This is a genomic window from Paraburkholderia sp. BGA-UO-ETr-F21 (genome assembly GCF_059567925.1).
Window position 1 is genome coordinate 682,645 of the sequence record NZ_JCAQOY010000040.1, and the last position, 23,489, is coordinate 706,133.

20 protein-coding genes are annotated in these 23,489 nt (G+C 61.8%); 17 read left to right on the forward strand and 3 right to left on the reverse strand.

Translation table 11 applies throughout. The annotated features are described in order from the left end of the window. Window position 1: 1 nt before the first annotated feature. Together rnhA and AC57B1_RS35555 are read right to left on the reverse strand one after the other, a co-directional pair. The gene (rnhA, locus tag AC57B1_RS35550) at window positions 2-448 is read right to left on the reverse strand and encodes a ribonuclease HI (RefSeq protein WP_091792593.1); all 447 of its coding nucleotides are present in this window, start codon (window positions 446-448) and stop codon (window positions 2-4) included. Further along, entirely contained in the window at window positions 445-1,299 is an 855-nt protein-coding gene (locus AC57B1_RS35555) for a class I SAM-dependent methyltransferase (RefSeq protein ID WP_496420028.1), read from the reverse strand. Before AC57B1_RS35555 ends, rnhA begins: the two co-directional genes overlap by 4 nt. A 19-nt stretch (window positions 1,300-1,318) precedes the next feature. Here AC57B1_RS35555 and gloB point away from each other — a divergent pair, with 19 nt between their 5' ends. The 7 genes from gloB (at window position 1,319) to AC57B1_RS35590 (ending at window position 11,673) form a co-directional block, all read left to right on the forward strand. Beyond that, window positions 1,319-2,110 carry a hydroxyacylglutathione hydrolase gene (gene gloB, locus AC57B1_RS35560; RefSeq protein ID WP_408353673.1) on the forward strand — a complete coding sequence of 264 codons (792 nt, stop codon included), beginning with the start codon at window positions 1,319-1,321 and terminating at the stop codon, window positions 2,108-2,110. 156 nt (window positions 2,111-2,266) lie between these two features. Next, entirely contained in the window at window positions 2,267-3,961 is a 1,695-nt protein-coding gene (locus tag AC57B1_RS35565; RefSeq protein WP_496420029.1) for a transglycosylase SLT domain-containing protein, read from the forward strand. A 211-nt stretch (window positions 3,962-4,172) separates the two neighbouring features. Continuing rightward, the gene (locus AC57B1_RS35570) at window positions 4,173-5,417 is read left to right on the forward strand and encodes an MFS transporter (RefSeq protein WP_496420030.1); all 1,245 of its coding nucleotides are present in this window, start codon (window positions 4,173-4,175) and stop codon (window positions 5,415-5,417) included. Between the two features lie 501 nt (window positions 5,418-5,918). Further along, window positions 5,919-7,073 (forward strand): glutamine-hydrolyzing carbamoyl-phosphate synthase small subunit, encoded by a 1,155-nt coding sequence (carA, locus tag AC57B1_RS35575; protein WP_408353667.1) that lies wholly within the window; start codon window positions 5,919-5,921, stop codon window positions 7,071-7,073. A 187-nt stretch (window positions 7,074-7,260) separates the two neighbouring features. Beyond that, window positions 7,261-10,515, forward strand: a complete 3,255-nt coding sequence (gene carB, locus AC57B1_RS35580; RefSeq protein WP_496420031.1) for a carbamoyl-phosphate synthase large subunit — start codon at window positions 7,261-7,263, stop codon at window positions 10,513-10,515. Between the two features lie 151 nt (window positions 10,516-10,666). Next, complete coding sequence (gene greA / locus AC57B1_RS35585) at window positions 10,667-11,143, forward strand: transcription elongation factor GreA (protein WP_091792601.1); 477 nt, start codon at window positions 10,667-10,669, stop codon at window positions 11,141-11,143. A 20-nt stretch (window positions 11,144-11,163) separates the two neighbouring features. Next, entirely contained in the window at window positions 11,164-11,673 is a 510-nt protein-coding gene (locus tag AC57B1_RS35590) for a DUF4149 domain-containing protein (protein ID WP_408353663.1), read from the forward strand. Window positions 11,674-11,819: 146 nt separating this feature from the next. Here the strand turns inward: AC57B1_RS35590 and AC57B1_RS35595 are convergent, their stop codons facing one another. Beyond that, a complete protein-coding gene (locus tag AC57B1_RS35595; RefSeq protein ID WP_408353661.1) occupies window positions 11,820-12,347 on the reverse strand; it encodes a YhbY family RNA-binding protein in 528 nt (175 codons plus the stop codon). A gap of 202 nt (window positions 12,348-12,549) precedes the next feature. Between AC57B1_RS35595 and AC57B1_RS35600 the strand changes: the two genes are divergently transcribed. From AC57B1_RS35600 to phoB, 10 genes are all read left to right on the forward strand, one after another. Then, window positions 12,550-13,212 (forward strand): RlmE family RNA methyltransferase, encoded by a 663-nt coding sequence (locus tag AC57B1_RS35600; RefSeq protein ID WP_091792604.1) that lies wholly within the window; start codon window positions 12,550-12,552, stop codon window positions 13,210-13,212. Between the two features lie 189 nt (window positions 13,213-13,401). Next, window positions 13,402-15,291, forward strand: coding sequence for an ATP-dependent zinc metalloprotease FtsH (gene ftsH / locus AC57B1_RS35605; protein WP_006051983.1), 1,890 nt, complete (start codon window positions 13,402-13,404; stop codon window positions 15,289-15,291). 170 nt (window positions 15,292-15,461) lie between these two features. Beyond that, window positions 15,462-16,274: a dihydropteroate synthase gene (gene folP, locus AC57B1_RS35610; protein ID WP_496420032.1), complete on the forward strand. Its 813-nt coding sequence runs from the start codon at window positions 15,462-15,464 to the stop codon at window positions 16,272-16,274. 28 nt (window positions 16,275-16,302) lie between these two features. Beyond that, complete coding sequence (glmM, locus tag AC57B1_RS35615) at window positions 16,303-17,661, forward strand: phosphoglucosamine mutase (protein WP_408185380.1); 1,359 nt, start codon at window positions 16,303-16,305, stop codon at window positions 17,659-17,661. A 345-nt stretch (window positions 17,662-18,006) separates the two neighbouring features. Continuing rightward, window positions 18,007-19,038: a phosphate ABC transporter substrate-binding protein PstS gene (pstS, locus tag AC57B1_RS35620; RefSeq protein WP_408354065.1), complete on the forward strand. Its 1,032-nt coding sequence runs from the start codon at window positions 18,007-18,009 to the stop codon at window positions 19,036-19,038. Window positions 19,039-19,174: 136 nt separating this feature from the next. After that, on the forward strand, window positions 19,175-20,176 hold the full coding sequence (gene pstC / locus AC57B1_RS35625; protein ID WP_496420033.1) for a phosphate ABC transporter permease PstC: 1,002 nt from the start codon (window positions 19,175-19,177) through the stop codon (window positions 20,174-20,176). Next, the gene (gene pstA, locus AC57B1_RS35630) at window positions 20,173-21,069 is read left to right on the forward strand and encodes a phosphate ABC transporter permease PstA (protein ID WP_408354071.1); all 897 of its coding nucleotides are present in this window, start codon (window positions 20,173-20,175) and stop codon (window positions 21,067-21,069) included. Before pstC ends, pstA begins: the two co-directional genes overlap by 4 nt. Window positions 21,070-21,086: 17 nt before the next feature. Beyond that, window positions 21,087-21,935, forward strand: a complete 849-nt coding sequence (gene pstB / locus AC57B1_RS35635) for a phosphate ABC transporter ATP-binding protein PstB (protein WP_091792609.1) — start codon at window positions 21,087-21,089, stop codon at window positions 21,933-21,935. Between the two features lie 28 nt (window positions 21,936-21,963). Beyond that, window positions 21,964-22,668 (forward strand): phosphate signaling complex protein PhoU, encoded by a 705-nt coding sequence (gene phoU, locus AC57B1_RS35640; RefSeq protein ID WP_091792610.1) that lies wholly within the window; start codon window positions 21,964-21,966, stop codon window positions 22,666-22,668. A 26-nt stretch (window positions 22,669-22,694) separates the two neighbouring features. Then, a complete protein-coding gene (phoB, locus tag AC57B1_RS35645) occupies window positions 22,695-23,396 on the forward strand; it encodes a phosphate regulon transcriptional regulator PhoB (RefSeq protein WP_091792611.1) in 702 nt (233 codons plus the stop codon). Window positions 23,397-23,489 lie beyond the last annotated feature (93 nt).

A 23,489-nucleotide genomic window follows, 5' to 3' on the forward strand; every position in this document is an offset into this window, starting at 1 on the left:
ATCAAATCTGCGCGAGTGATGCGACGCCGCGATTGGCCAGTTGATCGGCACGCTCGTTTTCCGGGTGGCCATTATGCCCGCGCACCCAGCGCCATTCGATTTCGTGTTGCGCGACGAGCGCGTCGAGCCGCTTCCACAGATCGGCGTTCTTGACCGGCTGTTTGGCGGCGGTGATCCAGCCTTTTTTCTTCCAGCCGTGGATCCATTCGCTGATCCCTTTCTGCACGTACTGCGAGTCGGTGTGCACGACCGCCTTGCAGGGGCGTTTCAGCGCTTCGAGCGCGGCGATCACGCCCATCAGTTCCATGCGGTTGTTGGTGGTGTTGGGTTCACCGCCGAACAGTTCTTTTTCCTGGTCGCCGAAGCGCAGCAGCGCGCCCCAGCCGCCGGGGCCGGGATTGCCCTTGCAGGCGCCGTCGGTATAAATATCGATGAGATCGGAAGTCATTGAGTGTGGTTGCGTGTATTCGGTGTGGCGGCGGGCGCGAGGCCTGCGGCGAGGACGGGTTTCTTCACTTTCAGCGGGCCGATGAGGCGCATGCCGCGCACGCGCTTGATCGCCTTGATCATGTAGGTGGCGCCGAAGATCGGCCACCAGCGGTCGCCGGCGGCTTCCATGAAACCGTAGCGCGACAGCCATTGTTCGCTGCCAAGCGGCGGACGATAGCAGCCGAAGCGACCGCGTTCAAGGTCGAAGCCCAGCAGTTTGATCCAGTCTTTCAGGCGCGTGAAGGCAATCAGGTCGACAGCCGCCGGCACGAAAGGCCGGCCGGTCATCTTGCCGACCGACTGCCGCGCGCCCCATAGCGACAGCGAGTTGAAGCCCAAAATAATCAACTGGCCTTCGGGCATCAGCACGCGCTCGGCTTCGCGCAGAAGACGGTGAGGGTCGCTCGTGAATTCCAGCGTGTGCGGCATCACGATCAGATCGACGCTCTGTGCTTCGAACGGCAAGTCCAGCAGGTCGCACCACACGGCACTGCGCCCGACCGGCGCCGGCAGGCCTGCAAGTCCGCCTTGTGCGCCGCCGTTGCGCGCGCCGTTGCTGACCCCATGCCCCAGCCCGCGCGGAAAAGCGTAAGGCGCGCTCGCACCGCTCGCGGCGTCGAGCACGAGCCCGCGGCACGGCATGCGGTTTTCGCGCAATGCGTCGAGCTGCGGCAGGCCGAGTTGCAGCGCATGGTAACCGAACACGTCCGACACCACGCGATCGAGCTGGGTCTGTTCCCACTCAAGCACGTAGCGGCCAGGCGGCGAATCGGTCCACGCGGGCCAGTCTATAATCGCTCGATCAGTCATATCAGAGAATGCGTCGCCTATGAATGCGCTCGAGTACGTACCGGTCCCGGCGTTTGATGACAATTACATCTGGGTCGTCTCCGACGGACACAATGCGGTCGTCGTCGATCCGGGTGAGGCCGCCCCCGTGCAAGCTTATCTGGCGAAGCGGGGTTGGCGGCTGAGCGCTATTTTACTCACGCACCATCATCAAGACCACGTCGGTGGGGTGGCCGATCTGCTGAACGGCCAGGACGTGCCCGTCTACGGCCCGGCGGGCGAGGCGATCGAGCATCTCACGCGCCGTCTGAAAAATGGTGATCACGTGTCGATTGCGGCCCCCGCGCTCGAATTGAGCGTGCTCGATGTGCCAGGTCATACGAGCGGGCACATCGCTTATTTTCAGGCGGCCGACCCGCGCGGCACGCCGCACGTTTTTTGCGGCGACACGCTGTTCGCCTGCGGTTGCGGCCGGCTGTTCGAAGGCACGCCGAAGCAGATGCTCGCTTCGCTGGACGCGCTTGCCGCGCTGCCCGGCGCGACCGAGGTTCATTGCGCCCACGAGTACACGCTCTCGAATATCCGCTTCGCGCTCGCCTGCGAACCCGCCAACGTCGAACTGCAAGCCTGGCGGGATAAGGCGAGCGACTTGCGCGCGCGCGGCGTGCCGACACTGCCCACCACGATCGCCCACGAACGCGCGGTGAATCCGTTTTTGCGCGCGGATAATCCGGCAGTCCAGGCGAGCCTGCAAGAGCAGTTGCACGAAAAAGTGCCCGATCGATTGACGGCCTTTACGTTGATGCGCGAATGGAAAAACCGCTTCCGTTGACCCGTTCCAATGAAGGGTGTTGTTCACGCGAAGAATCGGAAAAATTCGCCAAGCCCAAGATTTACTTGATTTTTTCGTAATTTTCCGATTGACGTAAACGTTGCCGTTTCGTACTATCGGCTGCAAATTCCAGCCCTTGTGGAAGCCGAGACGTTCATGCGATTTATCTTAAGTGCGTTGCTGGTTCTGACGCTCGCCGCCTGCGCGAGCCAGGGACCAACAACGAGTAGCCTTTCCACTGCAACAAATCCCGCCAGTCAGCAAGCCGTAGCCGACGCCCTTCGCAAGAGCGCCACCGCCAAAGAAACGATTAACGTTGACCAGGGCTCCGTCACGCAGTTGACGAGCGCCGACGCCGATCTTTGGGGCCGTATTCGCCGTGGTTTCCAGATGCCGGACCTGCAAACCGACCTCGTCGACATGCAGGTGAACTGGTATGCGCAGCGTCCCGATTACGTGCAGCGCATGACCGAGCGTTCGCAGAAGTACCTGTACCACATCGTCGAAGAGCTCGAAGCGCGCCATATGCCGACCGAGCTCGCGTTGCTGCCGTTCATCGAGTCGGCGTATAGCCCGCAGGCTTTGTCGGTAGCGAAGGCGGCCGGCATGTGGCAGTTTATGCCGGGCACGGGCCGCACCTACAATCTCAAGCAGAACATGTGGCAGGACGAGCGCCGCGACGTACTGGCTTCGACCAGTGCCGCGCTCGACTATCTGTCGCGTCTGCATGACATGTTCGGCGACTGGCAGTTGGCGCTCGCGGCGTACAACTGGGGCGAGGGCAACGTGCAGCGCGCGATCGCGCGTAACGAAGCGGCGGGCCTGCCGACTGATTACCTGAGCCTGCGCATGCCGAACGAGACACGTAACTACGTGCCCAAGCTGCAGGCGGTGAAGAACATCGTGATGAACCCGCAAATGTACGGGCTCGCGCTGCCGTCCATTCCGAACCACCCGTATTTCGTGACGGTGACCACCTCGCACGATATCGACGTGGACATGGCCGCCAAGCTTGCGAATCTCTCCACGGACGAGTTCCGCTCGTTGAATCCGTCGTTCAGAAAGCCGGTCATTCTCGGCGCCACGCAGCCGCAAATCCTGCTGCCGTTCGACAACGCGAGCGCATTCGAACGCAATCTGAAGACCTACTCCGGCTCGCTGTCGTCGTGGACCACGTATACGGTCACCGAGCGCGCGGCGCCGGCGGCGATCGCGCAGAAGATCGGTGTCGATGCCGACACGCTGATGGAAGTGAACAAGATTCCCGTCGGCATGCGCCTGAAACCCGGCTCCACGATCGTGGTGCCGCGCGGTTCGGACGACGACGAAGACATCAGCGCGGACGTGGCTGAAAGCGCGGTGCTGGCAATGGAACCCGACGTCCCCGACACGCGCAAGATGCTGATTCGCGTGCGCCGCAATCAGACCATGGCTGCCATTGCCGTGCGTTACGGGGTGTCGATCGGCCAGTTGAAGGCATGGAACCGCACGCATCGGGACAGCGTCTCGCGCGGCCAGGTGATCGTGCTGCACGTGCCGGTCGGCAAGGCGATGCCGAGCGAACCGGGCCCTGAGCGGATCGCGACGGACGTGCAGGGCGGCGGCGTCGAGAAGATCGGCACTCGCGTCGCCGACACGAGAAGCGATTCGCGCTTCGATAACAGGAAGGGTCGCGGCCGGTCAGGCGTGGTGAAGGTTTCCGAGCCGGCAGGCAAAGTCAGCAAGCCGACGGCATCGAGCGCCAACAAGGGCAAGGTGACCAAGGTATCGGCTTCCACGTCCAGCAAGGCGTCGAAGGCTGCGGCAGAGAGTCGCCCGAAGACCGCGGCCAACGCGAAGAAGGGTAAGTAGACCAATAGCGGTTCACACGGTAGTGACCACATGCGCTGCGGAGCAGCGCGTGAATTGCGCTCCGATCACGCACCGTGCTTTTTCCAACGCCGTCACCTGTGGTGACGGCGTTCTTCATTCTGCAGATCATTTTGGGTAAAGCCGGCGCTTTTCCTTTATCGTTCGTGCTTTGGATCAAACTGATCCGGCCAGCCGCCTGATCCAGGAGCTTATGTCGTCGACCCAGCTGCGCGTCTTTTTGCTGTTTTCCGCCGGTTATTTCGTTTCTTACGTGTTTCGCGGCGTCAACCTCGGCTTTGCGCCGTTCATTACCCGTGATCTCGGCTTGTCGGCGGCTGATCTGGGCTTGCTCACCAGTCTCTATTTTCTTGGTTTTGCGGGCGCTCAGATTCCAGCCGGCGTCCTGCTCGATCACTTCGGCGCGCGGCGGGTCACGGCCGCCACGCTGTTGTTTGCCGCGCTCGGCATCGGCGTGTTCGGCGCCGCCCAAGGCGTCGGCGCGATGATGGCGGGGCGGCTGCTGATCGGCGTGGGTGTCTCCGTCTGTCTTGGCGCCGCATTCAAGGCATTGGCGCAACACTTCACGCCGGCGCGCCTGCCGTTGATGAACGGACTGGTGATGGCGATCGGCGGCTTCGGCGGCGTGATGGTCGGCTCGCCGCTGACATGGGTGCTGACGTTTGCCAGTTGGCGCATGGTCTGCGTCGGGCTGGGCTTGCTGACCGTGCTCGTCGCGCTGGCGCAATGGACGCTCGCTCCGGACACGAAGGAAACCCATCACCAGGCGAGTCTCGGCGCGCAGTTCAAAGGCACGCTGCATATTTTGCGCAGTGCGGCGTTCTGGAAGATCGCGTCGTTCTCAGTCGTCACGCAAGGCGTCTTCTATGCAATGCAGTCGCTTTGGGTCGGCGCGTGGTTGCGTGACGTGCAGGGCTTCGGGGCGCGCGAGGCGGCAGCGCTCGTGTCGGTTCTCGGCTTCGCGATGATGGCCGGCTGCGTGGGCTTCGGCGCGGCGGCGCGCGGTCTCGAGCGGCGCGGCATCTCGCTCCATGCGTTTTGCGGCATCGGCATGGCGCTGTATGTGCTGACGCAGTTGCTGATCATGTTCAAGGCGCCGCTGCCCGCGGCTCTCCTGTGGGCGGCGTACGGGATCTTTGGTGGCACGGGCATTCTCAGCTACGCGGTCATGGCCCGGCACTTCCCCGCGCAGATGATCGGCCGGGTGAACACCACACTGACGTTGATCATCTTCCTGCTGATTTTCGGCTTCCAGATCGGCGTGGGCGCCGTGCTTTCACGTTGGCCGGCGAGTGGTGGCCATTATCCGGCGGCCGCGCATTTGACCGCGTGGGGCATTCTGGTCACGCTGCAGATGCTGAGCGCGATCTGGTACGTATTGCCTGGCCGCAAAAAACAGCTGTGTCCGCCTGAAGTCCACCTCGAACAGGAAGCTTGAGTTCGCTAAACATTGTCTCGAGCCCGCCTCGATGCTGCCAGCCGCGTCGATTCGCCACTCTGAGCAGTCCGCCGGCGTAATTCTGGCGACCGTCGACACCAGGCTTGGACTATCCCGATTCGAACCCGTGGAAATTATGTCGAATGCCGCCGCGCCAGACACAGCAAGGCTTTGAGCGGCTTTCAGGCGTGCTTTCCCAGGCTCGCTCGCCATCTCGGATTTGGACGGAAGGGCGTTTTCACGCTATAATTTCAAGGTTTGAGCTTATCAACCCGCACCCTAGCGCCTACCTCTCCCATACCGTTCATCCGCCGCGCGCCACTGGCGTAGCAAGCAGGGCTTCGCCCCCAGCCGATCCGTCCACACAATGGACCCATCGCGCCCCTTGCAACGTCAACGGCAGTTCGCGAGCGAGTCTGCGCGCGCATCCCGGATGCGTCTCGCTGCGGCTCGCAGTCGGATAGACAGGTCGGCAACAGGGTGTTCCCCAAGGAGTCTCCCGTGTTGCCGTCATTTTCTCCCGCTCTGCTCGCGCTCGCCGACGGCACGGTCTTTCGTGGTTACTCGATCGGCGCCCCCGGGCATACCATCGGCGAAGTCGTGTTCAACACCGCTATCACCGGCTATCAGGAAATCCTGACTGACCCGAGCTACGCGCGCCAGATCGTGACCCTCACGTATCCGCATATCGGCAACGTCGGCGTGAACGCCGAAGACGTCGAAGCAACGAAAGTCCATGCCGCCGGGCTGATCATTCGTGATCTGCCGGTTCTCGCGTCGAACTTCCGCATGGAGCGCACGCTCCAGCAATATTTGCAGGACGAAGGCGTGGTCGCCATCGCCGGTCTCGATACCCGCATGCTGACTCGCGTCCTGCGCGACAAGGGTGCGCAGAACGGCGCGATCCTCGCCGGTTCGGACGACGAAGCCCGCGCCATCGAACTCGCACGCTCGTTCCCGGGCCTCGCGGGCATGGACCTCGCGAAGGTCGTGTCGACGAAGGAATCGTACGAGTGGACCCAGACCGAATGGCGTCTGGGCGAGGGCTACGGCACGCAAGCCGCGCCGAAGTACCGCGTCGTGGCGTTCGATTACGGCGTCAAGTACAACATCCTGCGCATGCTGGCTGAACGCGGCTGCCACGTCACGGTGCTGCCGGCGCAAGCCACTGCGGCCGACGCGCTCGCGCTCAATCCTGACGGCGTATTCCTGTCGAACGGCCCGGGCGATCCGGAACCGTGCGACTACGCGATTCGCGCCACGAAGGAACTGATCGAGCGTGGCATTCCGACCTTCGGCATCTGCCTCGGCCATCAGATCATGGGTCTCGCGGTCGGCGCCAAGACCATGAAGATGAAGACTGGCCACCACGGCGCGAACCATCCTGTGAAAGATCTGGACGACGGCCGCGTGGTGATCACGTCGCAGAACCATGGTTTCGCGGTCGATGCCGACACGCTGCCCGCCAACGCCCGCGCCACGCACGTCTCGCTGTTCGACGGCACGCTGCAGGGCTTCGCGCTGACCGACAAGCCGGCGTTCTGCTTTCAGGGGCACCCGGAAGCGTCGCCTGGCCCGCATGACATCGCCTATCTGTTCGACCGCTTCACGGCGTTGATGGACACGAAGAAGGCCGGCAAGACCGCTGCGGCATAAAGCGGCATCAAAGTCTCGGCGGCGCACGGCTCGCGCCGCGCCGCGCGTGATCGACGCACACGCGGCGAATGCGCGACGAACACGCTGCGAACACGCGGTGAGCCGGACCAGACAGAGCAGAGCGCGCGCAGCGTAACAGCAGCGCGCGCCGACGGAAAGAATTCAGGAATACATTAGCGAGAGCGTTATGCCCAAGCGGACAGACATCAAGAGCATCCTCATCATCGGCGCGGGTCCGATCATCATCGGCCAGGCGTGCGAGTTCGACTACTCGGGCGCGCAGGCATGCAAGGCGCTGCGTGAGGAAGGCTACAAGGTCATTCTCGTCAACAGCAATCCGGCGACGATCATGACCGACCCGAACACGGCCGACGTGACCTACATCGAGCCGATCACGTGGGAAGTGGTCGAGCGCATCATCGCGAAGGAGCGCCCCGACGCGATCCTGCCGACGATGGGCGGCCAGACCGCGCTGAACTGCGCGCTCGATCTGCACGCGCACGGCGTGCTGGAAAAGTACAAGGTCGAGCTGATCGGCGCGTCGCCAGAAGCCATCGACAAGGCGGAAGACCGTCAGAAGTTCAAGGACGCGATGACCAAGATCGGCCTCGGTTCGGCCAAATCGGGCACCGCGCATTCCATGGAAGAAGCGCTCCAGGTGCAGGCCGACATCGCCGCGCAAACCGGCAGCGGCGGTTATCCGGTCGTGATTCGTCCGTCGTTCACGCTGGGCGGCTCGGGCGGCGGTATCGCGTATAACCGCGACGAGTTCGAAGAGATCTGCAAGCGCGGTCTCGACCTGTCGCCCACGCGCGAACTGCTGATCGAAGAGTCGCTGCTCGGCTGGAAAGAGTACGAGATGGAAGTGGTCCGCGACAGGAAGGACAACTGCATCATCGTCTGCTCGATCGAAAACCTGGACCCAATGGGCATCCACACCGGCGACTCGATCACGGTTGCCCCGGCGCAAACGCTCACCGACAAGGAATATCAGGTCCTGCGTAACGCATCGCTCGCGGTGCTGCGCGAGATCGGCGTCGACACCGGCGGTTCGAACGTGCAGTTCTCGATCAATCCGAAAGACGGCCGGATGATCGTGATCGAAATGAATCCGCGTGTGTCGCGTTCGTCGGCATTGGCTTCGAAGGCAACGGGTTTCCCGATCGCCAAGGTCGCGGCCAAGCTCGCCGTCGGCTACACGCTGGACGAATTGAAGAACGAAATCACCGGCGGCCAGACCCCGGCGTCGTTCGAACCGACGATCGACTACGTCGTCACCAAGATCCCGCGTTTCGCGTTCGAAAAATTCCGCGAAGCCGATTCGCGTCTGACCACGCAAATGAAGTCGGTCGGCGAAGTGATGGCAATCGGCCGCACGTTCCAGGAGTCGTTCCAGAAGGCGCTGCGCGGTCTGGAAGTCGGCGTGGACGGTCTGGACGAAAAGACCGATAACCGTGACGAGATCATCCGCGAGATCGGCGAAGCCGGCCCGGATCGTATCTGGTACGTGGGCGACGCGTTCCGTGTCGGCATGACGGCTGAAGAGATTTTCGAGGAAACCTCGATCGACCCGTGGTTCCTCGCGCAGATCGAACAGATCATCCTGAAGGAAAAGGCGCTGGCCGGCCGCACACTCGGGAGCCTTTCGAAGGAAGAGCTGAAGTACCTGAAGCAAAGCGGCTTCTCGGATCGGCGTCTCGCGAAACTGCTCGGCGCGAAGCCTGCGGAAGTGCGTCAACGCCGTATCGAGTTGAACGTGCGTCCGGTGTACAAGCGCGTCGACACCTGCGCGGCCGAGTTCGCCACGAAAACCGCTTACATGTACTCGACCTATGAGGAAGAGTGCGAAGCGAACCCGACCAACAACAAGAAGATCATGGTGCTGGGCGGTGGCCCGAACCGGATCGGCCAAGGCATCGAGTTCGACTACTGCTGCGTGCACGCCGCGCTCGCCATGCGCGAAGACGGCTACGAAACGATCATGGTCAACTGCAACCCTGAAACCGTTTCGACCGACTACGACACGTCCGATCGTCTGTACTTCGAATCGCTGACGCTCGAAGACGTGCTCGAAATCGTCGACAAGGAAAAGCCGGTCGGCGTGATCGTGCAATACGGCGGTCAAACGCCGTTGAAGCTCGCGCTCGATCTCGAAGCCAACGGTGTGCCGATCGTCGGCACATCGCCGGACATGATCGACGCCGCGGAAGACCGCGAGCGTTTCCAGAAGCTGCTGCAAGACCTCGGTCTGCGTCAGCCGCCGAATCGCACCGCGCGCGCCGAAGACGAAGCGCTCAAGCTCGCCGACGAAATCGGCTATCCGCTGGTGGTGCGTCCGTCGTACGTGCTGGGTGGCCGCGCGATGGAAATCGTCCACGAGCCGCGCGACCTCGAGCGCTACATGCGCGAGGCCGTGAAGGTGTCGAACGACTCGCCGGTGCTGCTCGACCGCTTCCTGAACGACGCGATCGAATGCGACGTGGATTGCATCTCGGATGGTGAAGCCGTGTTCATCGGCGGCGTGATGGAGCACATCGAACAGGCCGGCGTGCACTCGGGCGACTCGGCGTGCTCGCTGCCGCCGTATTCGCTGTCGACGGAAACCGTCGCGGAACTGAAGCGTCAAACGGGCGCAATGGCGAAGGCGCTGAACGTGGTCGGCCTGATGAACGTGCAGTTCGCGATCCAGCAGGTGCCGCAGGCGGACGGTTCGAAAGAAGACATCATCTACGTGCTCGAAGTGAATCCTCGTGCTTCGCGTACGGTGCCGTACGTGTCGAAGGCGACCAGCCTGCCGCTCGCGAAAATCGCCGCGCGTGCAATGGTCGGCCAGACGCTGGCGCAGCAAGGCGTGACGAAAGAGATCGACCCGCCGTACTTCAGCGTGAAGGAAGCCGTGTTCCCGTTCGTCAAGTTCCCGGCTGTCGATCCGGTGCTCGGACCGGAAATGCGTTCGACCGGTGAAGTGATGGGCGTGGGTCAGACCTTCGGCGAAGCCTTGTTCAAGTCGCAACTCGCGGCGGGTTCGCGTTTGCCGGAGTCGGGCACGGTGCTGTTGACCGTGATGGACGCCGATAAACCGAAGGCGGTCGAAGTCGCGCGCATGCTGCACGAACTCGGTTATCCGATCGTCGCGACGAAGGGTACGGCCGCAGCCATCGAAGCGGCCGGCGTGCCGGTCAAGGTCGTCAACAAGGTGAAGGACGGCCGTCCGCACATCGTCGACATGATCAAGAATGGTGAGATCGCGCTGGTCTTCACGACCGTCGACGAAACCCGCGCCGCGATCGCCGATTCGCGTTCGATCCGCATGAGCGCCCAGGCGAACAAGGTCACGTACTACACGACCATGTCCGGCGCGCGGGCCGCAGTGGAAGGTTTGCGCTATTTGAAGGACCTGGAAGTCTATGATTTACAAGGCCTCCACGCTCGCCTAAACTAAGGCTTCGAATACCTGTCCAAGATGTAAGTGCCGCGGTTAAGCGGCGTTCCGCAGGTGCTTGGCACCGGGTTTTGCCCGGCGCTCTGGCCCCTGCGGAATGCACTTAACCGCGGTGATTTTTTTTACGGCTGTTTTTTGCATAGAGTTGTTTATGAGCACTGTTCCATTGACTAAGCGCGGCGCGGAAATGTTGCGCGATGAATTGCAGCGCCTGAAATCGGTTGAGCGTCCCTCGGTGATCAATTCGATCGCGGAAGCGCGTGCCCAAGGCGATCTGTCGGAAAATGCAGAGTACGACGCGGCGAAGGAAAAGCAGGGCTTCATCGAAGGCCGTATCGCCGAAATCGAGTCGAAGCTGGCCGGTGCGCAAGTGATCGACCCGTCAGCGGTGGAAGCGGACGGTCGTGTGGTGTTCGGTGCAACGGTGGAACTGGAAGACCTGGATTCGGGCGCGTCCGTCAAATATCAGATCGTCGGCGACGACGAAGCGGACATCGATCATGGCCTGATCTCCATCAGCTCGCCGATTGCGCGTGCCTTGATCGGCAAGTCGGAAGGCGACGTTGCGTCGGTGCAGGCGCCGGGCGGCGTGCGCGAATACGAAATCATCGCGGTCAGCTACGTCTGAACGCGCTCCTGGTGCCCCAGATGCCGCATCGATTGTTCCGGTTATTGACGGTGGTGTGGGTCGGTAGTCTGCTGACTATCGGCTATGCCGTCGCACCCGTGCTGTTCAGCTCGCTCGACCGAGTGACGGCGGGCGCGGTCGCGGCGCAACTGTTTCGCATTGAAGGTGTGCTGGGTGCGGTGTGCGGCATTTTGCTGCTCGGTCTTGCGAACGTACTGGTTCGCCGCGGCGGCGATGCCTATCGGCGTTTGCGCTGGCTGATCGCCGGCATGCTCGTTTGCGTGCTCGTTGGCTACTTCGCGTTGCAGCCGTTCATGAATGCCATGCGCATTGCCGCGCTCGAAGCGGGCAGCGACGTCGGCCATTCGGCTTTTGCGACGCGCTTTGGCATCCTGCACGGCGTGTCGAGTCTGTTTTATCTGATCGAAAGCCTGCTGGGCGTGGCGCTCGTGTGGAAGTTACCTGCGGGCGCAGGCGTTGCGGCGGCGGAGCAAGGTACCCGCAACACGGCGGGCAAGGTCACTGGCTGACGTTGCGAACCAGTGGGGCGCTTCGCAGCGTCTGGGCAAATCGACTCGGCGGCGGTTTCTTTCGTTGAGCGCGATGTTGAGCTTGCAAGACGCGTTCGGCGGGCAACGCCGAGATGCGGGACTCGCCCGCACCTCTCATCAATCGCTTATTTCGACGACTGATGCGCGCGCTTCGCGCTGCTTTGGCGCTTCTTGGCGCGCTTGATGTTGCCGCCTTGGGTAACACGTTCATTGCCGCGCACCACGACTGCTTTTGCCTTCGGTTTGCGCATCGGGATTTCGCTGGGCTTGACGACCGTTACGACGCGTGGCGCGCGGCCTTTGCCCGGTTTGGCTTCCACAGCGGCTTCGCGCGCGCTCGGCAGTGCGCCGCGTTTGGCCTTCACCGCTGGTTGTGCGGCTTCCGGCTTCCAGATCACCAGCAGCTTGCCGATATGCTGGATCGGCGCGGCGTTCAGCTTGTCACAGATTTCTTCGTAGATCGCAAGGCGCGCTTCGCGCTCGTCGCCGAACACACGGATTTTGATGAGCTGATGAGCGCCAAGGTGGACCTTGATCTCGGAGAGCACGGCGTCGGTCAAGCCTTCGGCGCCGACGAGCACGACCGGTTTGAGCGCATGTGCCTGGGAGCGCAACTCGGCGCGTTGGTCGGAAGAGACTTTGAGGGCGGGCATGGAAAGTGGGAGACTCGACTAAAATGGCGGCACCTGCGTTCCCCGGTACAGTCGTTCGATTGACTTGATCGAGGCGATTCGGCAGGGCGGCGCGTCAGAACAACAGAATCGCGGATGGCCGCCAGTTTTGGCGGTGGCCGCGCGAATTAACCGCGTATTATCCGCTAAAGCGTGACATCACGCAGCAAGAGTTCAACGTTTAATGGCAAAAAACAAGTTCAACACCGCGTGGCTGCATGACCACATCAACGATCCGTACGTAAAAATGGCGCAGCGGGAGGGCTATCGCGCCCGCGCGGCCTACAAACTCAAGGAAATCGACGAACAGGACAAGCTGATCCGCCCGGGGCAGGTCATCGTCGACCTTGGCTCGACGCCGGGTAGCTGGAGCCAGTATGCGCGCAACAAACTTGCCAAGGGCGCCCAACGCGACGCCGAGCGCGAAGGCGGGATCGACGGCACGATCATCGCGCTCGACCTGCTGCCGATGGAGCCGGTCGCCGACGTTCACTTCATTCAGGGTGACTTCCGCGAAGACTCGGTTCTGGCGCAACTGGAAGAATTGGTCGGAGAGCGTCAGGTAGATCTTGTAATTTCGGATATGGCGCCCAACCTGTCGGGAGTGGCGGTGGCGGATGCCGCGCGAATCGAGCACCTATGCGATCTCGCGCTGGAATTCTCACAAAATCACCTGAAACCGGACGGTGCCCTTTTAGTCAAATGTTTTCACGGCAGCGGTTATAGCCAGATTGTCGAAAAGTTCAAGCATCAGTTCAAGGTGGTGGGGGCCCGCAAGCCGAAAGCGTCGCGGGACAAATCGTCAGAAACATTTATTTTGGGTAAGCATCTCAAGCGGCCCGCATAGAGGCGCTGCAGGAAGGTTCCGCATCTGCCGTTAATGCGATCACGACTTCAGAAACGGGTGCTGCAATGGCACGCTGTCCTATTTCTGTGGTAGTGAAACCTTATGGCAGGGGTCTGCGGACTGGATTAGAATGCTTTCGTGGTGCCGCAAGGCAAATGTAGGCGCCCGTCTAAGTGAAGGAGTGGTGCTTTGAACAACAATATGTTTTCGAAAGCAGCAGTGTGGCTGGTTATCGCACTGGTGCTGTTTACGGTGTTCAAGCAGTTCGACAAGCCCCGTGTCCAGGAAGGCGTTTCCTATTCGCAGTTCATGGACGACGCAAAGAACGGCAAAGTCAAGAACGTCATTGTCCAGGGGCGGAACCTCACGGTCACTCCAGCAGACGGCCAGAAGTACCAGATCGTGTCGCCCGGCGACATCTGGATGGTCGGCGATCTGATGAAGTACGGCGTTCAGGTGAGCGGCAAGGCTGATGACGAACCCAATGCGCTTGTGTCCGCACTGTATTACCTCGGGCCGACGATCCTGATCATCGGTTTCTGGTTCTACATGATGCGACAGATGCAGGGAGGCGGGAAAGGCGGTGCGTTCTCGTTCGGTAAATCCCGTGCACGTCTGATCGACGAAAACAACAACGCAATCAATTTCACCGACGTCGCCGGTTGCGACGAAGCCAAGGAAGAAGTCTCCGAACTGGTCGACTTCCTGCGCGATCCGCAGAAATTTCAGAAACTGGGCGGCCGTATTCCGCGTGGTGTGCTGCTGGTCGGGCCGCCGGGAACGGGTAAGACGCTGCTGGCACGTGCTATCGCCGGTGAAGCGAAAGTGCCGTTCTTCAGCATCTCGGGTTCGGACTTCGTTGAAATGTTCGTGGGTGTCGGTGCGGCTCGTGTTCGCGATATGTTCGAGCAAGCCAAGAAGCATGCGCCATGCATCGTGTTCATCGACGAAATCGACGCGGTTGGCCGTCATCGCGGTGCCGGCATGGGCGGCGGTAACGACGAACGCGAACAGACGCTGAACCAGATGCTCGTCGAGATGGACGGCTTCGAAGCGAACTCGGGCGTGATCGTGATCGCTGCAACCAACCGTTCGGACGTGCTCGACAAGGCGCTGTTGCGTCCGGGCCGTTTCGACCGTCAGGTGTATGTCGGTCTGCCGGACATTCGCGGCCGTGAACACATCATGAAGGTCCACCTGCGCAAGGTGCCGATTTCGAACGACGTCGATGCAGCGGTGATCGCACGTGGCACGCCGGGCTTCTCGGGCGCCGATCTCGCGAATCTCGTGAACGAAGCGGCCTTGTTCGCGGCTCGCCGCGGTAAGCGCATCGTCGAAATGACGGACTTCGAAGACGCGAAGGACAAGATTTTCATGGGTCCGGAGCGCAAGTCGGCCGTGATTCGCGAAGAATCGAAGCGCGCAACGGCGTACCACGAGTCGGGCCATGCGGTGATCGCCAAACTCCTGCCAAAGGCTGATCCGGTGCACAAGGTTACGATCATTCCGCGCGGCCGTGCGCTGGGCGTGACGTGGCAGTTGCCGGAGCATGACAACGAAACGTATTCGAAGGACTACCTGCTGGATCGTCTCGCGATCCTGTTCGGTGGCCGCGTTGCGGAAGAGTTGTTCCTGAACCTGATCAGCACCGGCGCGTCGGACGACTTCAACAAGGCGACGCAAACGGCGCGCGCCATGGTGGCCCGCTTCGGCATGACGGATGCGCTCGGACCAATGGTCTACGTCGACGACGAAAACGACGCGACGCCGTTTGGCCGCGGCTTCACTCGCACCATTTCGGAAGCGACGCAGCAGAAGGTCGACGCCGAAATCCGCCGCGTGCTGGACGAGCAGTACAACCTCGCGAAGCGCCTGCTGGACGAGAACCGCGATAAGGTCGAGGCAATGACCGCCGCACTGATGGAGTGGGAAACGATCGACGCTGATCAGATCAACGACATCATGGCTGGCCGTCCGCCGCGCTCGCCGAAGAGCTCGCCGCCGTCGGCAAGCGACGCCTCATCGGGCGGCAGCCCGGGTACCGAGGTCAAGCCGGGTAGCGCAACAGCTCCGGCCTGATCGGCGACCACTAGAAAGTGCGGGCCGGTGTGTTTTCACACCGGCCCGTTTTGCATTTATTCGTTTGCGTGAAGTATCTCCTCGTGCCGAAAGTCGAATTTTCTGCTTTACCAGTTCCGGAACCGTTGCAGTGTGGCCGTTTCAAGCTGACCTTTGAACGCCCGTTGGTCATGGGCATTCTGAACGTCACACCCGATTCTTTTTCCGACGGCGGCAAATACGCGATGCGCGGCGATGCGTTGCGCCAGGCCGAGCGTATGATGCTCGACGGCGCGGACATCATCGACATCGGCGGCGAATCGACGCGGCCCGGTGCGCCGCCAGTGCCGCTTGACGAAGAACTCGAGCGGGTGATCCCTCTCGTCGAGCAATTGCGCGGCGCGAATGTGCCGCTGTCGGTCGACACATACAAGCCTGAAGTGATGCGCCACGCATTGGCCGCGGGCGCTGATCTGATCAATGACATCTGGGGCTTCCGGATGGCCGGCGCAATCGACGCGGTGCGCGACAGCCAATGCGGCCTGTGCGTCATGCATATGCTCGGTGAGCCGCAGACCATGCAACTCGGCGAGCCTCTCTATGACGACGTGGTGAGTGCCGTTCGGGAGTTTCTCGAGGAGCGCGTCGCAACGCTTGAACAGGCTGGCATCGCGCGTGCTCGCATCAGCGTGGATCCAGGTTTCGGCTTCGGCAAGGCCGTGGTCGAGCACAATTATGCGCTGCTTGCCCACCTGCCGGATACGGCGCCGCGAGCCGAGTCGCCGTATCCCATTCTTGCCGGCATGTCGCGCAAGTCGATGATTGGCGCGGTGGTGGGGCGCCCGGCGCCGGAACGCGTTGCTGGCAGTATTGCGGCGGCGGTGTGCGCCGCTGAACGCGGCGCTGCGATTCTGCGCGTGCACGACGTCGCGCAAACAGTAGATGCATTGAAAGTCTGGGCAGCCATGCGCGAAGCGGCGAATCACAGTCGCGCGCGCGGCTGAGCCCACAAGCCAAGGAGGAATATAAAACATGGCACGTCGTTATTTCGGAACGGACGGCATTCGGGGCAAAGTCGGCGAAGGACCTATCACGCCGGAATTTGTATTGCGGCTCGGTTACGCGGCCGGCAAGGTGCTGGTGGGCGCGGACCGCTGGGCGAGGACGGGCACGCGGCCAACCGTGCTGATCGGCAAAGATACGCGGGTGTCGGGCTATATGCTCGAAGCCGCGCTCGAAGCGGGCTTCTCCGCGGCAGGTGTGGACGTGATGCTGGCCGGCCCGATGCCGACCCCCGGCATCGCCTATTTGACGCGCGCGTTGCGGCTGGCCGCGGGCGTGGTGATCAGCGCGTCGCATAACCCGTACTACGACAACGGCATCAAATTTTTCTCCGCCGACGGCAACAAGTTGCCGGACGAAGTGGAAGCACAGATCGAAGAGCAACTCGATCAGCCGCTGAACTGCGCGGCATCCGAGCAACTCGGCAAGGCACGGCGTCTGGACGACGCGGCGGGCCGCTACATCGAGTTCTGCAAGAGCACTTTCCCGGCTGCGTTCGACCTGCGTGGGCTGAAGCTGGTGGTCGACTGCGCGCACGGCGCCGCGTATGACGTCGCGCCGCACGTCTTCCATGAACTGGGCGCCGACGTGATTCCGATCGGTGTTGCGCCGAACGGCTTCAACATCAACGACGGAGTTGGCGCGACCGCGCCGGATGCGCTGGTGCGCGCCGTGCGAGCGAACCATGCCGACCTCGGCATCGCGCTCGACGGCGACGCCGACCGTCTGCAGGTGGTCGATGCCGCTGGCCGGCTCTATAACGGCGATGAGTTGCTGTACATCCTCGTCAAGGACCGTATTGCGACCGAGGGCAAGGTGGAAGGCGCGGTCGGCACCTTGATGACGAACATGGCGGTGGAAGTGGCGCTGCAGAAGGCCGGCGTGAAGTTCGTCCGCGCGGCGGTCGGCGACCGTTACGTGCTCGAACAGTTGCGCGAGCACGGCTGGCAACTCGGGGCCGAAGGCTCCGGCCATATTCTCTCGCTTGACCGCCATTCCACGGGCGACGGCATCGTCTCCGCGTTGCTCGTGCTGGCGGCCATGAAGCGCAGCGACAAGACGCTCGCTGATCTGCTCGACGGGGTGACGCTGTTCCCGCAGAAGCTGATCAACGTGCGGATGAAGCCCGACGCGGACTGGAAGGGCAGCGACGTGATTCGCCGCGCCATTGCCAAGGCCGAAGATGCGCTGAGCGGCCGCGGCCGCGTGCTGATCCGCGCGTCCGGTACCGAGCCGGTGCTGCGCGTGATGGTGGAAGCGGAAAATGTAGCCGACGCGGTTCATCATGCGGAATCGATTGCCAGCGCTGTGAAGCAGGCTACGGCGTAAGCTGCGCGCCTTATTAGTGCAGTGCGGCGGGACATGGCAATATCGTCCCGCCGCCAAACCCGCCAAACCCGCCAAACCAATCGGCGTCATGCGGGCCACATATCTAAACCTTTCCCCACCCCGCCTTTCACGCGCAAACGTTCGCGCCCCATCTTTTTCGTCTAATCTGTAGAACGAAGCCGCCCGGTTCAGCAAAACCGGCAATTTCCCACCCCAAAAGCCTTTCACCCTAGTAATCCCACTGTCACATCCGTTTCACGGTTAGTCACGTTACTGTCACAAAGAGACCCTAAGCTTCGCGGTGTTCGTGTTACTCGCTCACACCGCTCACACCTTGGAGGTCTCATGAAATTGATGCAAACCGTGTTCGCTGGCGTCGCTGGCGCGCTTTTCGCGATCGCAGCGCAAGCCGCAGACATCACCGGCGCGGGCAGCACCTTCGCAGCACCGATTTACACGAAGTGGGCCGACGCCTATCAGAAGTCCGGTGGCGGCAAGGTTAACTATCAGGGTATCGGTTCGTCGGGTGGCGTGAAGCAGATCGTCGCGAAGACCGTCGACTTCGCCGGTTCGGACGCTCCGCTGAAGGACGACGAGCTCGCCAAGGAAGGCCTGTTCCAGTTCCCGACGGTGGTCGGCGGCGTGGTGCCGGTCGTCAACGTGCCGGGCGTGAAGCCGGCTGAACTGACGCTGTCGGGCGAAGTGCTCGGCGACATCTATCTGGGCAAGATCAAGAAGTGGAACGATCCGGCGATCGTTGCACTGAACCCGAAGGTCAAGCTGCCGGATACCGACATCGCCGTGGTTCGCCGCGCCGATGGTTCGGGCACCAGCTTCATCTGGACGAACTATCTGTCGAAGGTCAACGCGGACTGGAAGTCGAAGGTCGGTGAAGGTTCGACGGTCAACTGGCCGACGGGCACGGGCGGCAAGGGCAACGACGGCGTTGCAGCCTTCGTGCAACGTCTGCCGGGCGCAATCGGCTACGTGGAATGGGCGTATGCGAAGCAGAACCACATGACGTACGTCGCGCTGAAGAACTCGTCGGGCGCGGTGGTCGAGCCGAAGACGGACACCTTCAAGGCAGCGGCGGCAGGCGCGGACTGGTCGAAGTCGTTTTACCAGATCCTGACGAACGAGCCGGGCAAGAACGCATGGCCGATCGTCGGCGCGACGTTCGTGCTGTTGCACACGGCGCAGGACAAGCCGGCGCAAGGAACGGAAACGCTGAAGTTCTTCGACTGGGCATTCAAGAACGGCACGCAAGCCGCGAACGATCTGGACTACATCTCGCTGCCGGATTCGGTCGTGTCGGAAATCCGCACGCAGTGGAAGTCGAAGGTGAAGGACGCTTCGGGCAAGGCAATTACCGAGTAAGTCAGGCAGTCGGCAACAGCAGTACGTAACACGTTGGCCGTCCTCATGTGAGGACGGCCAACGGCTTTAACCCTCGGCATTACCGGCCGCACGACACGTGTCATACGGCAACTGGAAACAGGTCCATCAGGCTCTCATGTCCGATATCCAATTAGCGTCCGGCGCGAGCAGGTCGACCCCGCCCGGCAGCGCATCGCAGCAGAAAGCGCCTGGCCGCGCCGGCGACGTGATCTTCGGCGGTCTCGCGCGCCTCGCCGCCATCATCACCTTGTTGCTGCTCGGCGGCATCATCGTTTCGCTGATCGTCGCGTCCATGCCGTCGATCAGGCAGTTCGGCCTCAGCTTCCTGTGGACCGCCGACTGGGATCCACCCACCAAGCAATTCGGGGCATTGGTGCCGATCTACGGCACGATCGCCACCTCGATCATTGCACTCATCATCGCGGTGCCTGTGAGCTTCGGCATCGCGCTTTTCCTGACCGAACTCGCGCCCGCGTGGCTGCGCCGGCCGCTCGGCATCGCGATCGAACTGCTCGCCGCGATTCCGTCGATCGTGTACGGCATGTGGGGTCTGTTGGTGTTCGCGCCGATCTTCGCAACGTATTTCGAAAAGCCGCTCGGCGTGGTGCTCGGCGGCATTCCGGTAGTGGGTGCGCTGTTTCAGGGCGCGCCGATCGGCATCGGCATTTTGTGCGCGGGCGTGATTCTCGCGATCATGATCATTCCGTACATCGCCTCGGTGATGCGCGACGTGTTCGAAGTCACGCCGGTGTTGCTGAAAGAGTCGGCGTACGGCATCGGCTGCACGACGTGGGAAGTGATGTGGAAGATCGTGCTGCCCTTTACGAAGAGCGGTGTGATCGGCGGCGTCATGCTGGGTCTCGGCCGCGCGCTCGGCGAGACCATGGCGGTCACGTTCGTGATCGGCAACACCAATCTGCTCGATAACGTCTCGCTCTTTTCGCCGGGCAACAGCATTACGTCGGCGCTCGCCAACGAATTCGCCGAAGCGGATCCGGGCCTGCATACGTCGGCGCTGATGGAGCTCGGCCTCATTCTGTTCGTGATCACTTTCATCGTGCTGGCGATCTCGAAGATCATGCTGCTTCGCCTCGAAAAAGGGGAGGGCGCAAAATGAGCCAGCCCACTTTGAATATGCCGGGTTCGACCGACGCCGCCGCGCTCGAAGCCATGCGCGTGCGTCTGCAAGGCCGCCGCCGCATGAAGAACGCGATCGCGCTGACCATGTCGCTCGCCGCGATGGCGTTCGGCCTCGTGTGGCTGATCTGGATTCTGTACACGACCTTGCGCCTGGGTGTCGGCGGCTTGTCGGTGGAACTGTTCACGCAATCCACGCCGCCGCCGAATACCGATGGCGGTGGTCTCGCCAACGCGATTGTCGGCAGTTTGATGCTGGTCGGGCTCGCCACTTTCGTCGGCACGCCGATCGGCATTCTGGCGGGCGTCTATCTCGCCGAATATGGGCAGAAGGGCTGGCTCGCAAGCATTACGCGTTTTATCAACGACATTCTCTTGTCGGCGCCTTCGATCGTGGTGGGTCTGTTCGTGTATGCGCTGGTCGTCGCGAAGATGGGCCACTTCAGCGGCTGGGCCGGCGTGTTCGCGCTCGCCTTGCTGCAGATTCCAATTGTGATCCGCACCACGGAAAACATGCTGAAACTCGTGCCGAATGCGCTGCGTGAAGCCGCCTTCGCACTCGGCACGCCGAAGTGGAAGATGGTGCTGTCGATCACGCTGAAGGCTTCCATCGCCGGTATCGTCACCGGTGTGTTGCTCGGCGTGGCGCGTATCGCGGGCGAAACCGCGCCGCTGCTCTTCACGGCGTTGTCGAACCAGTTCTTCTCGATGAACATGGACCAGCCGGTCGCGAACCTGCCGGTCACGATCTACAAGTTTGCGATGAGCCCGTTCGCGCAGTGGCAATCGCTCGCGTGGGCCGGCGTCTTCCTGATCACGCTCGCGGTGCTGGGATTGAATATCCTCGCGCGCACGATCTTCACGAACAAGTAAGGGCGGAGTGTAATCCGATGAATATGGCAGAAACTCAACTCAATCCGATCGAGCGCTCCACGGCGCCCGCCGGCTTCGACCCCGCCCAAAGCGGCCAATCGCAAGCGCCGTCGCGCCCGAAGATCGAGATCAACGACCTGAACTTCTTCTACGGCAAGTATCACGCGCTGAAGAACATCAACCTGCAAATCCCGGAGGGCAAGGTGACCGCGTTCATCGGTCCGTCGGGCTGCGGTAAATCCACGTTGCTGCGCACGCTCAACAAGATGTACGCGCTCTATCCGGAGCAGCGCGCCGAGGGCGAGATCCTGATGGACGGCGAAAACCTGCTGACCACCAAGCGCGATATCTCGCTGCTGCGCGCACGGATCGGCATGGTCTTCCAGAAACCGACGCCGTTTCCGATGTCGATCTACGACAACATCGCGTTCGGCGTGAAGATGTTCGAAACGCTGCCGCGCTCGGAAATGGACGACCGCGTGGAATGGGCGTTGACCAAGGCCGCGTTGTGGAACGAAGTGAAGGACAAGCTCGGCCAGAGCGGCTACGGTCTGTCGGGCGGCCAGCAGCAACGTCTGTGCATTGCGCGCGGTATCGCGATCCGTCCGGAAGTGCTGCTGCTTGACGAACCGTGCTCCGCGCTCGACCCGATTTCCACGGGCCGAATCGAAGAGCTGATCGCTGAATTGAAGAGCGATTACACGGTCGTGATCGTCACGCACAACATGCAACAGGCGGCCCGCTGTTCGGACTACACTGCCTATATGTACCTCGGCGAGTTGATCGAATTCGGCGACACCGAAAAGATCTTCATCAAGCCGGTCCGCAAGGAAACCGAGGACTACATCACTGGCCGCTTCGGTTAAATCGCCGAGTCAAACAAGGGAGTACGACATGTCCGACAAACACCTGTCCAGCCAGTTCGACGCCGACCTGAATCTGGTTTCCTCCAAGGTGCTCGAAATGGGCGGCCTGGTCGAATCGCAAATCGTCAAGGCCATGCAGGCACTCAACGAATTCGATCTCGACATCGCCGAGCAGGTGATCGCCGCGGAAGAGCGCCTGAACAAGATGGAAGTGGAGATCGACGAAGAGTGCAGCAACATCATCGCGCGCCGTCAGCCGGCCGCGCGTGATCTGCGCCTCCTGATCGCGATTTCGAAGACCATCACGAATCTCGAGCGCGCTGGCGACGAAGCCGAAAAAATCGCCAAGCGCACCAAGCGTTTGATGGAAGACGGCGCCTCGCGCACCATCAACATCGCCGAGATCAAGTTGTCGGGTGAAATGGCAGTGTCGATTCTGCGCCGCGCGCTGGACGCGTTCGCGCGACTCGACACGGTGGCCGCCGCGCAGATCGTGCGCGACGACAAAGCGATCGACGAAGAATTCCGCGCATTCGTGCGCAAACTGATTTCGTACATGACCGAAGATCCGCGTTCGATTTCGGTGGGCCTCGATTTCCTCTTCATCGCCAAGGCGATCGAGCGGATCGGCGACCACGCGAAGAACATCGCGGAATTCATCATTTACATCGTGAAGGGCACCGACGTGCGGCACAAGTCGCGCGACGCGCTCGAACGCGAAGCACTCAGTTAATCCAGACATAAGGACCAGAGGTGCCGATGCCCAGCAGCATTCTCGTCATTGAAGATGAGCCCGCCATTTCCGAACTGATTTCGGTCAATCTTCAACACGCCGGACACTGCCCGATTCGCGCGTACAACGCGGAGCAGGCGCAAAACCTGATCAGCGACGTACTGCCCGACCTCGTGCTGCTCGACTGGATGTTGCCGGGGAAATCGGGCATTGCGTTCGCGCGTGATCTGCGCAACAACGAGCGCACGAAGCATATCCCGATCATCATGCTGACCGCGCGTGGCGACGAGCAGGACAAGGTGCTCGGCCTCGAAATCGGCGCCGACGACTACGTCACCAAGCCGTTCTCGCCGAAAGAACTGATGGCGCGCATCAAGGCGGTGTTGCGCCGTCGCGCGCCGCAGCTGACCGAAGACGTGGTCGCGATCAACGGTCTCAAGCTCGATCCGGCGACGCACCGCGTGGCCGCTGCAGCGGAAGGCAGCGAGATCAAGCTCGATCTCGGCCCGACCGAATTCCGTCTGCTGCACTTCTTCATGACGCACCCGGAGCGCGTGCACAGCCGCACGCAATTGCTCGATCAGGTGTGGGGCGATCACGTGTTCGTCGAAGAGCGCACGGTCGACGTGCATATCAAACGCCTGCGTGCGGCCCTCAAGCCGGCCGGGTGCGATGCTATGATTGAGACGGTGCGCGGCAGCGGCTACCGGCTCGCGAAGAGCGCCTGACGCTTGCGCTGGCGGCGTTGGGGCCGCCCGCGCCAGGTACGTGATCTTTGCTGCTCGTCGTCACTCTTCGCTACGTTAGGCGCCGCGATTCCG

Excerpts from the sequence above, each read along its gene's own strand:
- rnhA (WP_091792593.1), bottom strand. The coding sequence starts at position 448 with ATGACTTCCGATCTCATCGATATTTATACCGACGGCGCCTGCAAGGGC.
- AC57B1_RS35555 (WP_496420028.1), bottom strand. The coding sequence starts at position 1,299 with ATGACTGATCGAGCGATTATAGACTGGCCCGCGTGGACCGATTCGCCG.
- gloB (WP_408353673.1), top strand. The coding sequence starts at position 1,319 with ATGAATGCGCTCGAGTACGTACCGGTCCCGGCGTTTGATGACAATTAC.
- AC57B1_RS35565 (WP_496420029.1), top strand. The coding sequence starts at position 2,267 with ATGCGATTTATCTTAAGTGCGTTGCTGGTTCTGACGCTCGCCGCCTGC.
- AC57B1_RS35570 (WP_496420030.1), top strand. The coding sequence starts at position 4,173 with ATGTCGTCGACCCAGCTGCGCGTCTTTTTGCTGTTTTCCGCCGGTTAT.
- carB (WP_496420031.1), top strand. The coding sequence starts at position 7,261 with ATGCCCAAGCGGACAGACATCAAGAGCATCCTCATCATCGGCGCGGGT.
- greA (WP_091792601.1), top strand. The coding sequence starts at position 10,667 with ATGAGCACTGTTCCATTGACTAAGCGCGGCGCGGAAATGTTGCGCGAT.
- AC57B1_RS35590 (WP_408353663.1), top strand. The coding sequence starts at position 11,164 with ATGCCGCATCGATTGTTCCGGTTATTGACGGTGGTGTGGGTCGGTAGT.
- AC57B1_RS35595 (WP_408353661.1), bottom strand. The coding sequence starts at position 12,347 with ATGCCCGCCCTCAAAGTCTCTTCCGACCAACGCGCCGAGTTGCGCTCC.
- AC57B1_RS35600 (WP_091792604.1), top strand. The coding sequence starts at position 12,550 with ATGGCAAAAAACAAGTTCAACACCGCGTGGCTGCATGACCACATCAAC.
- folP (WP_496420032.1), top strand. The coding sequence starts at position 15,462 with ATGGGCATTCTGAACGTCACACCCGATTCTTTTTCCGACGGCGGCAAA.
- glmM (WP_408185380.1), top strand. The coding sequence starts at position 16,303 with ATGGCACGTCGTTATTTCGGAACGGACGGCATTCGGGGCAAAGTCGGC.
- pstS (WP_408354065.1), top strand. The coding sequence starts at position 18,007 with ATGAAATTGATGCAAACCGTGTTCGCTGGCGTCGCTGGCGCGCTTTTC.
- pstC (WP_496420033.1), top strand. The coding sequence starts at position 19,175 with ATGTCCGATATCCAATTAGCGTCCGGCGCGAGCAGGTCGACCCCGCCC.
- pstA (WP_408354071.1), top strand. The coding sequence starts at position 20,173 with ATGAGCCAGCCCACTTTGAATATGCCGGGTTCGACCGACGCCGCCGCG.
- pstB (WP_091792609.1), top strand. The coding sequence starts at position 21,087 with ATGAATATGGCAGAAACTCAACTCAATCCGATCGAGCGCTCCACGGCG.
- phoU (WP_091792610.1), top strand. The coding sequence starts at position 21,964 with ATGTCCGACAAACACCTGTCCAGCCAGTTCGACGCCGACCTGAATCTG.
- phoB (WP_091792611.1), top strand. The coding sequence starts at position 22,695 with ATGCCCAGCAGCATTCTCGTCATTGAAGATGAGCCCGCCATTTCCGAA.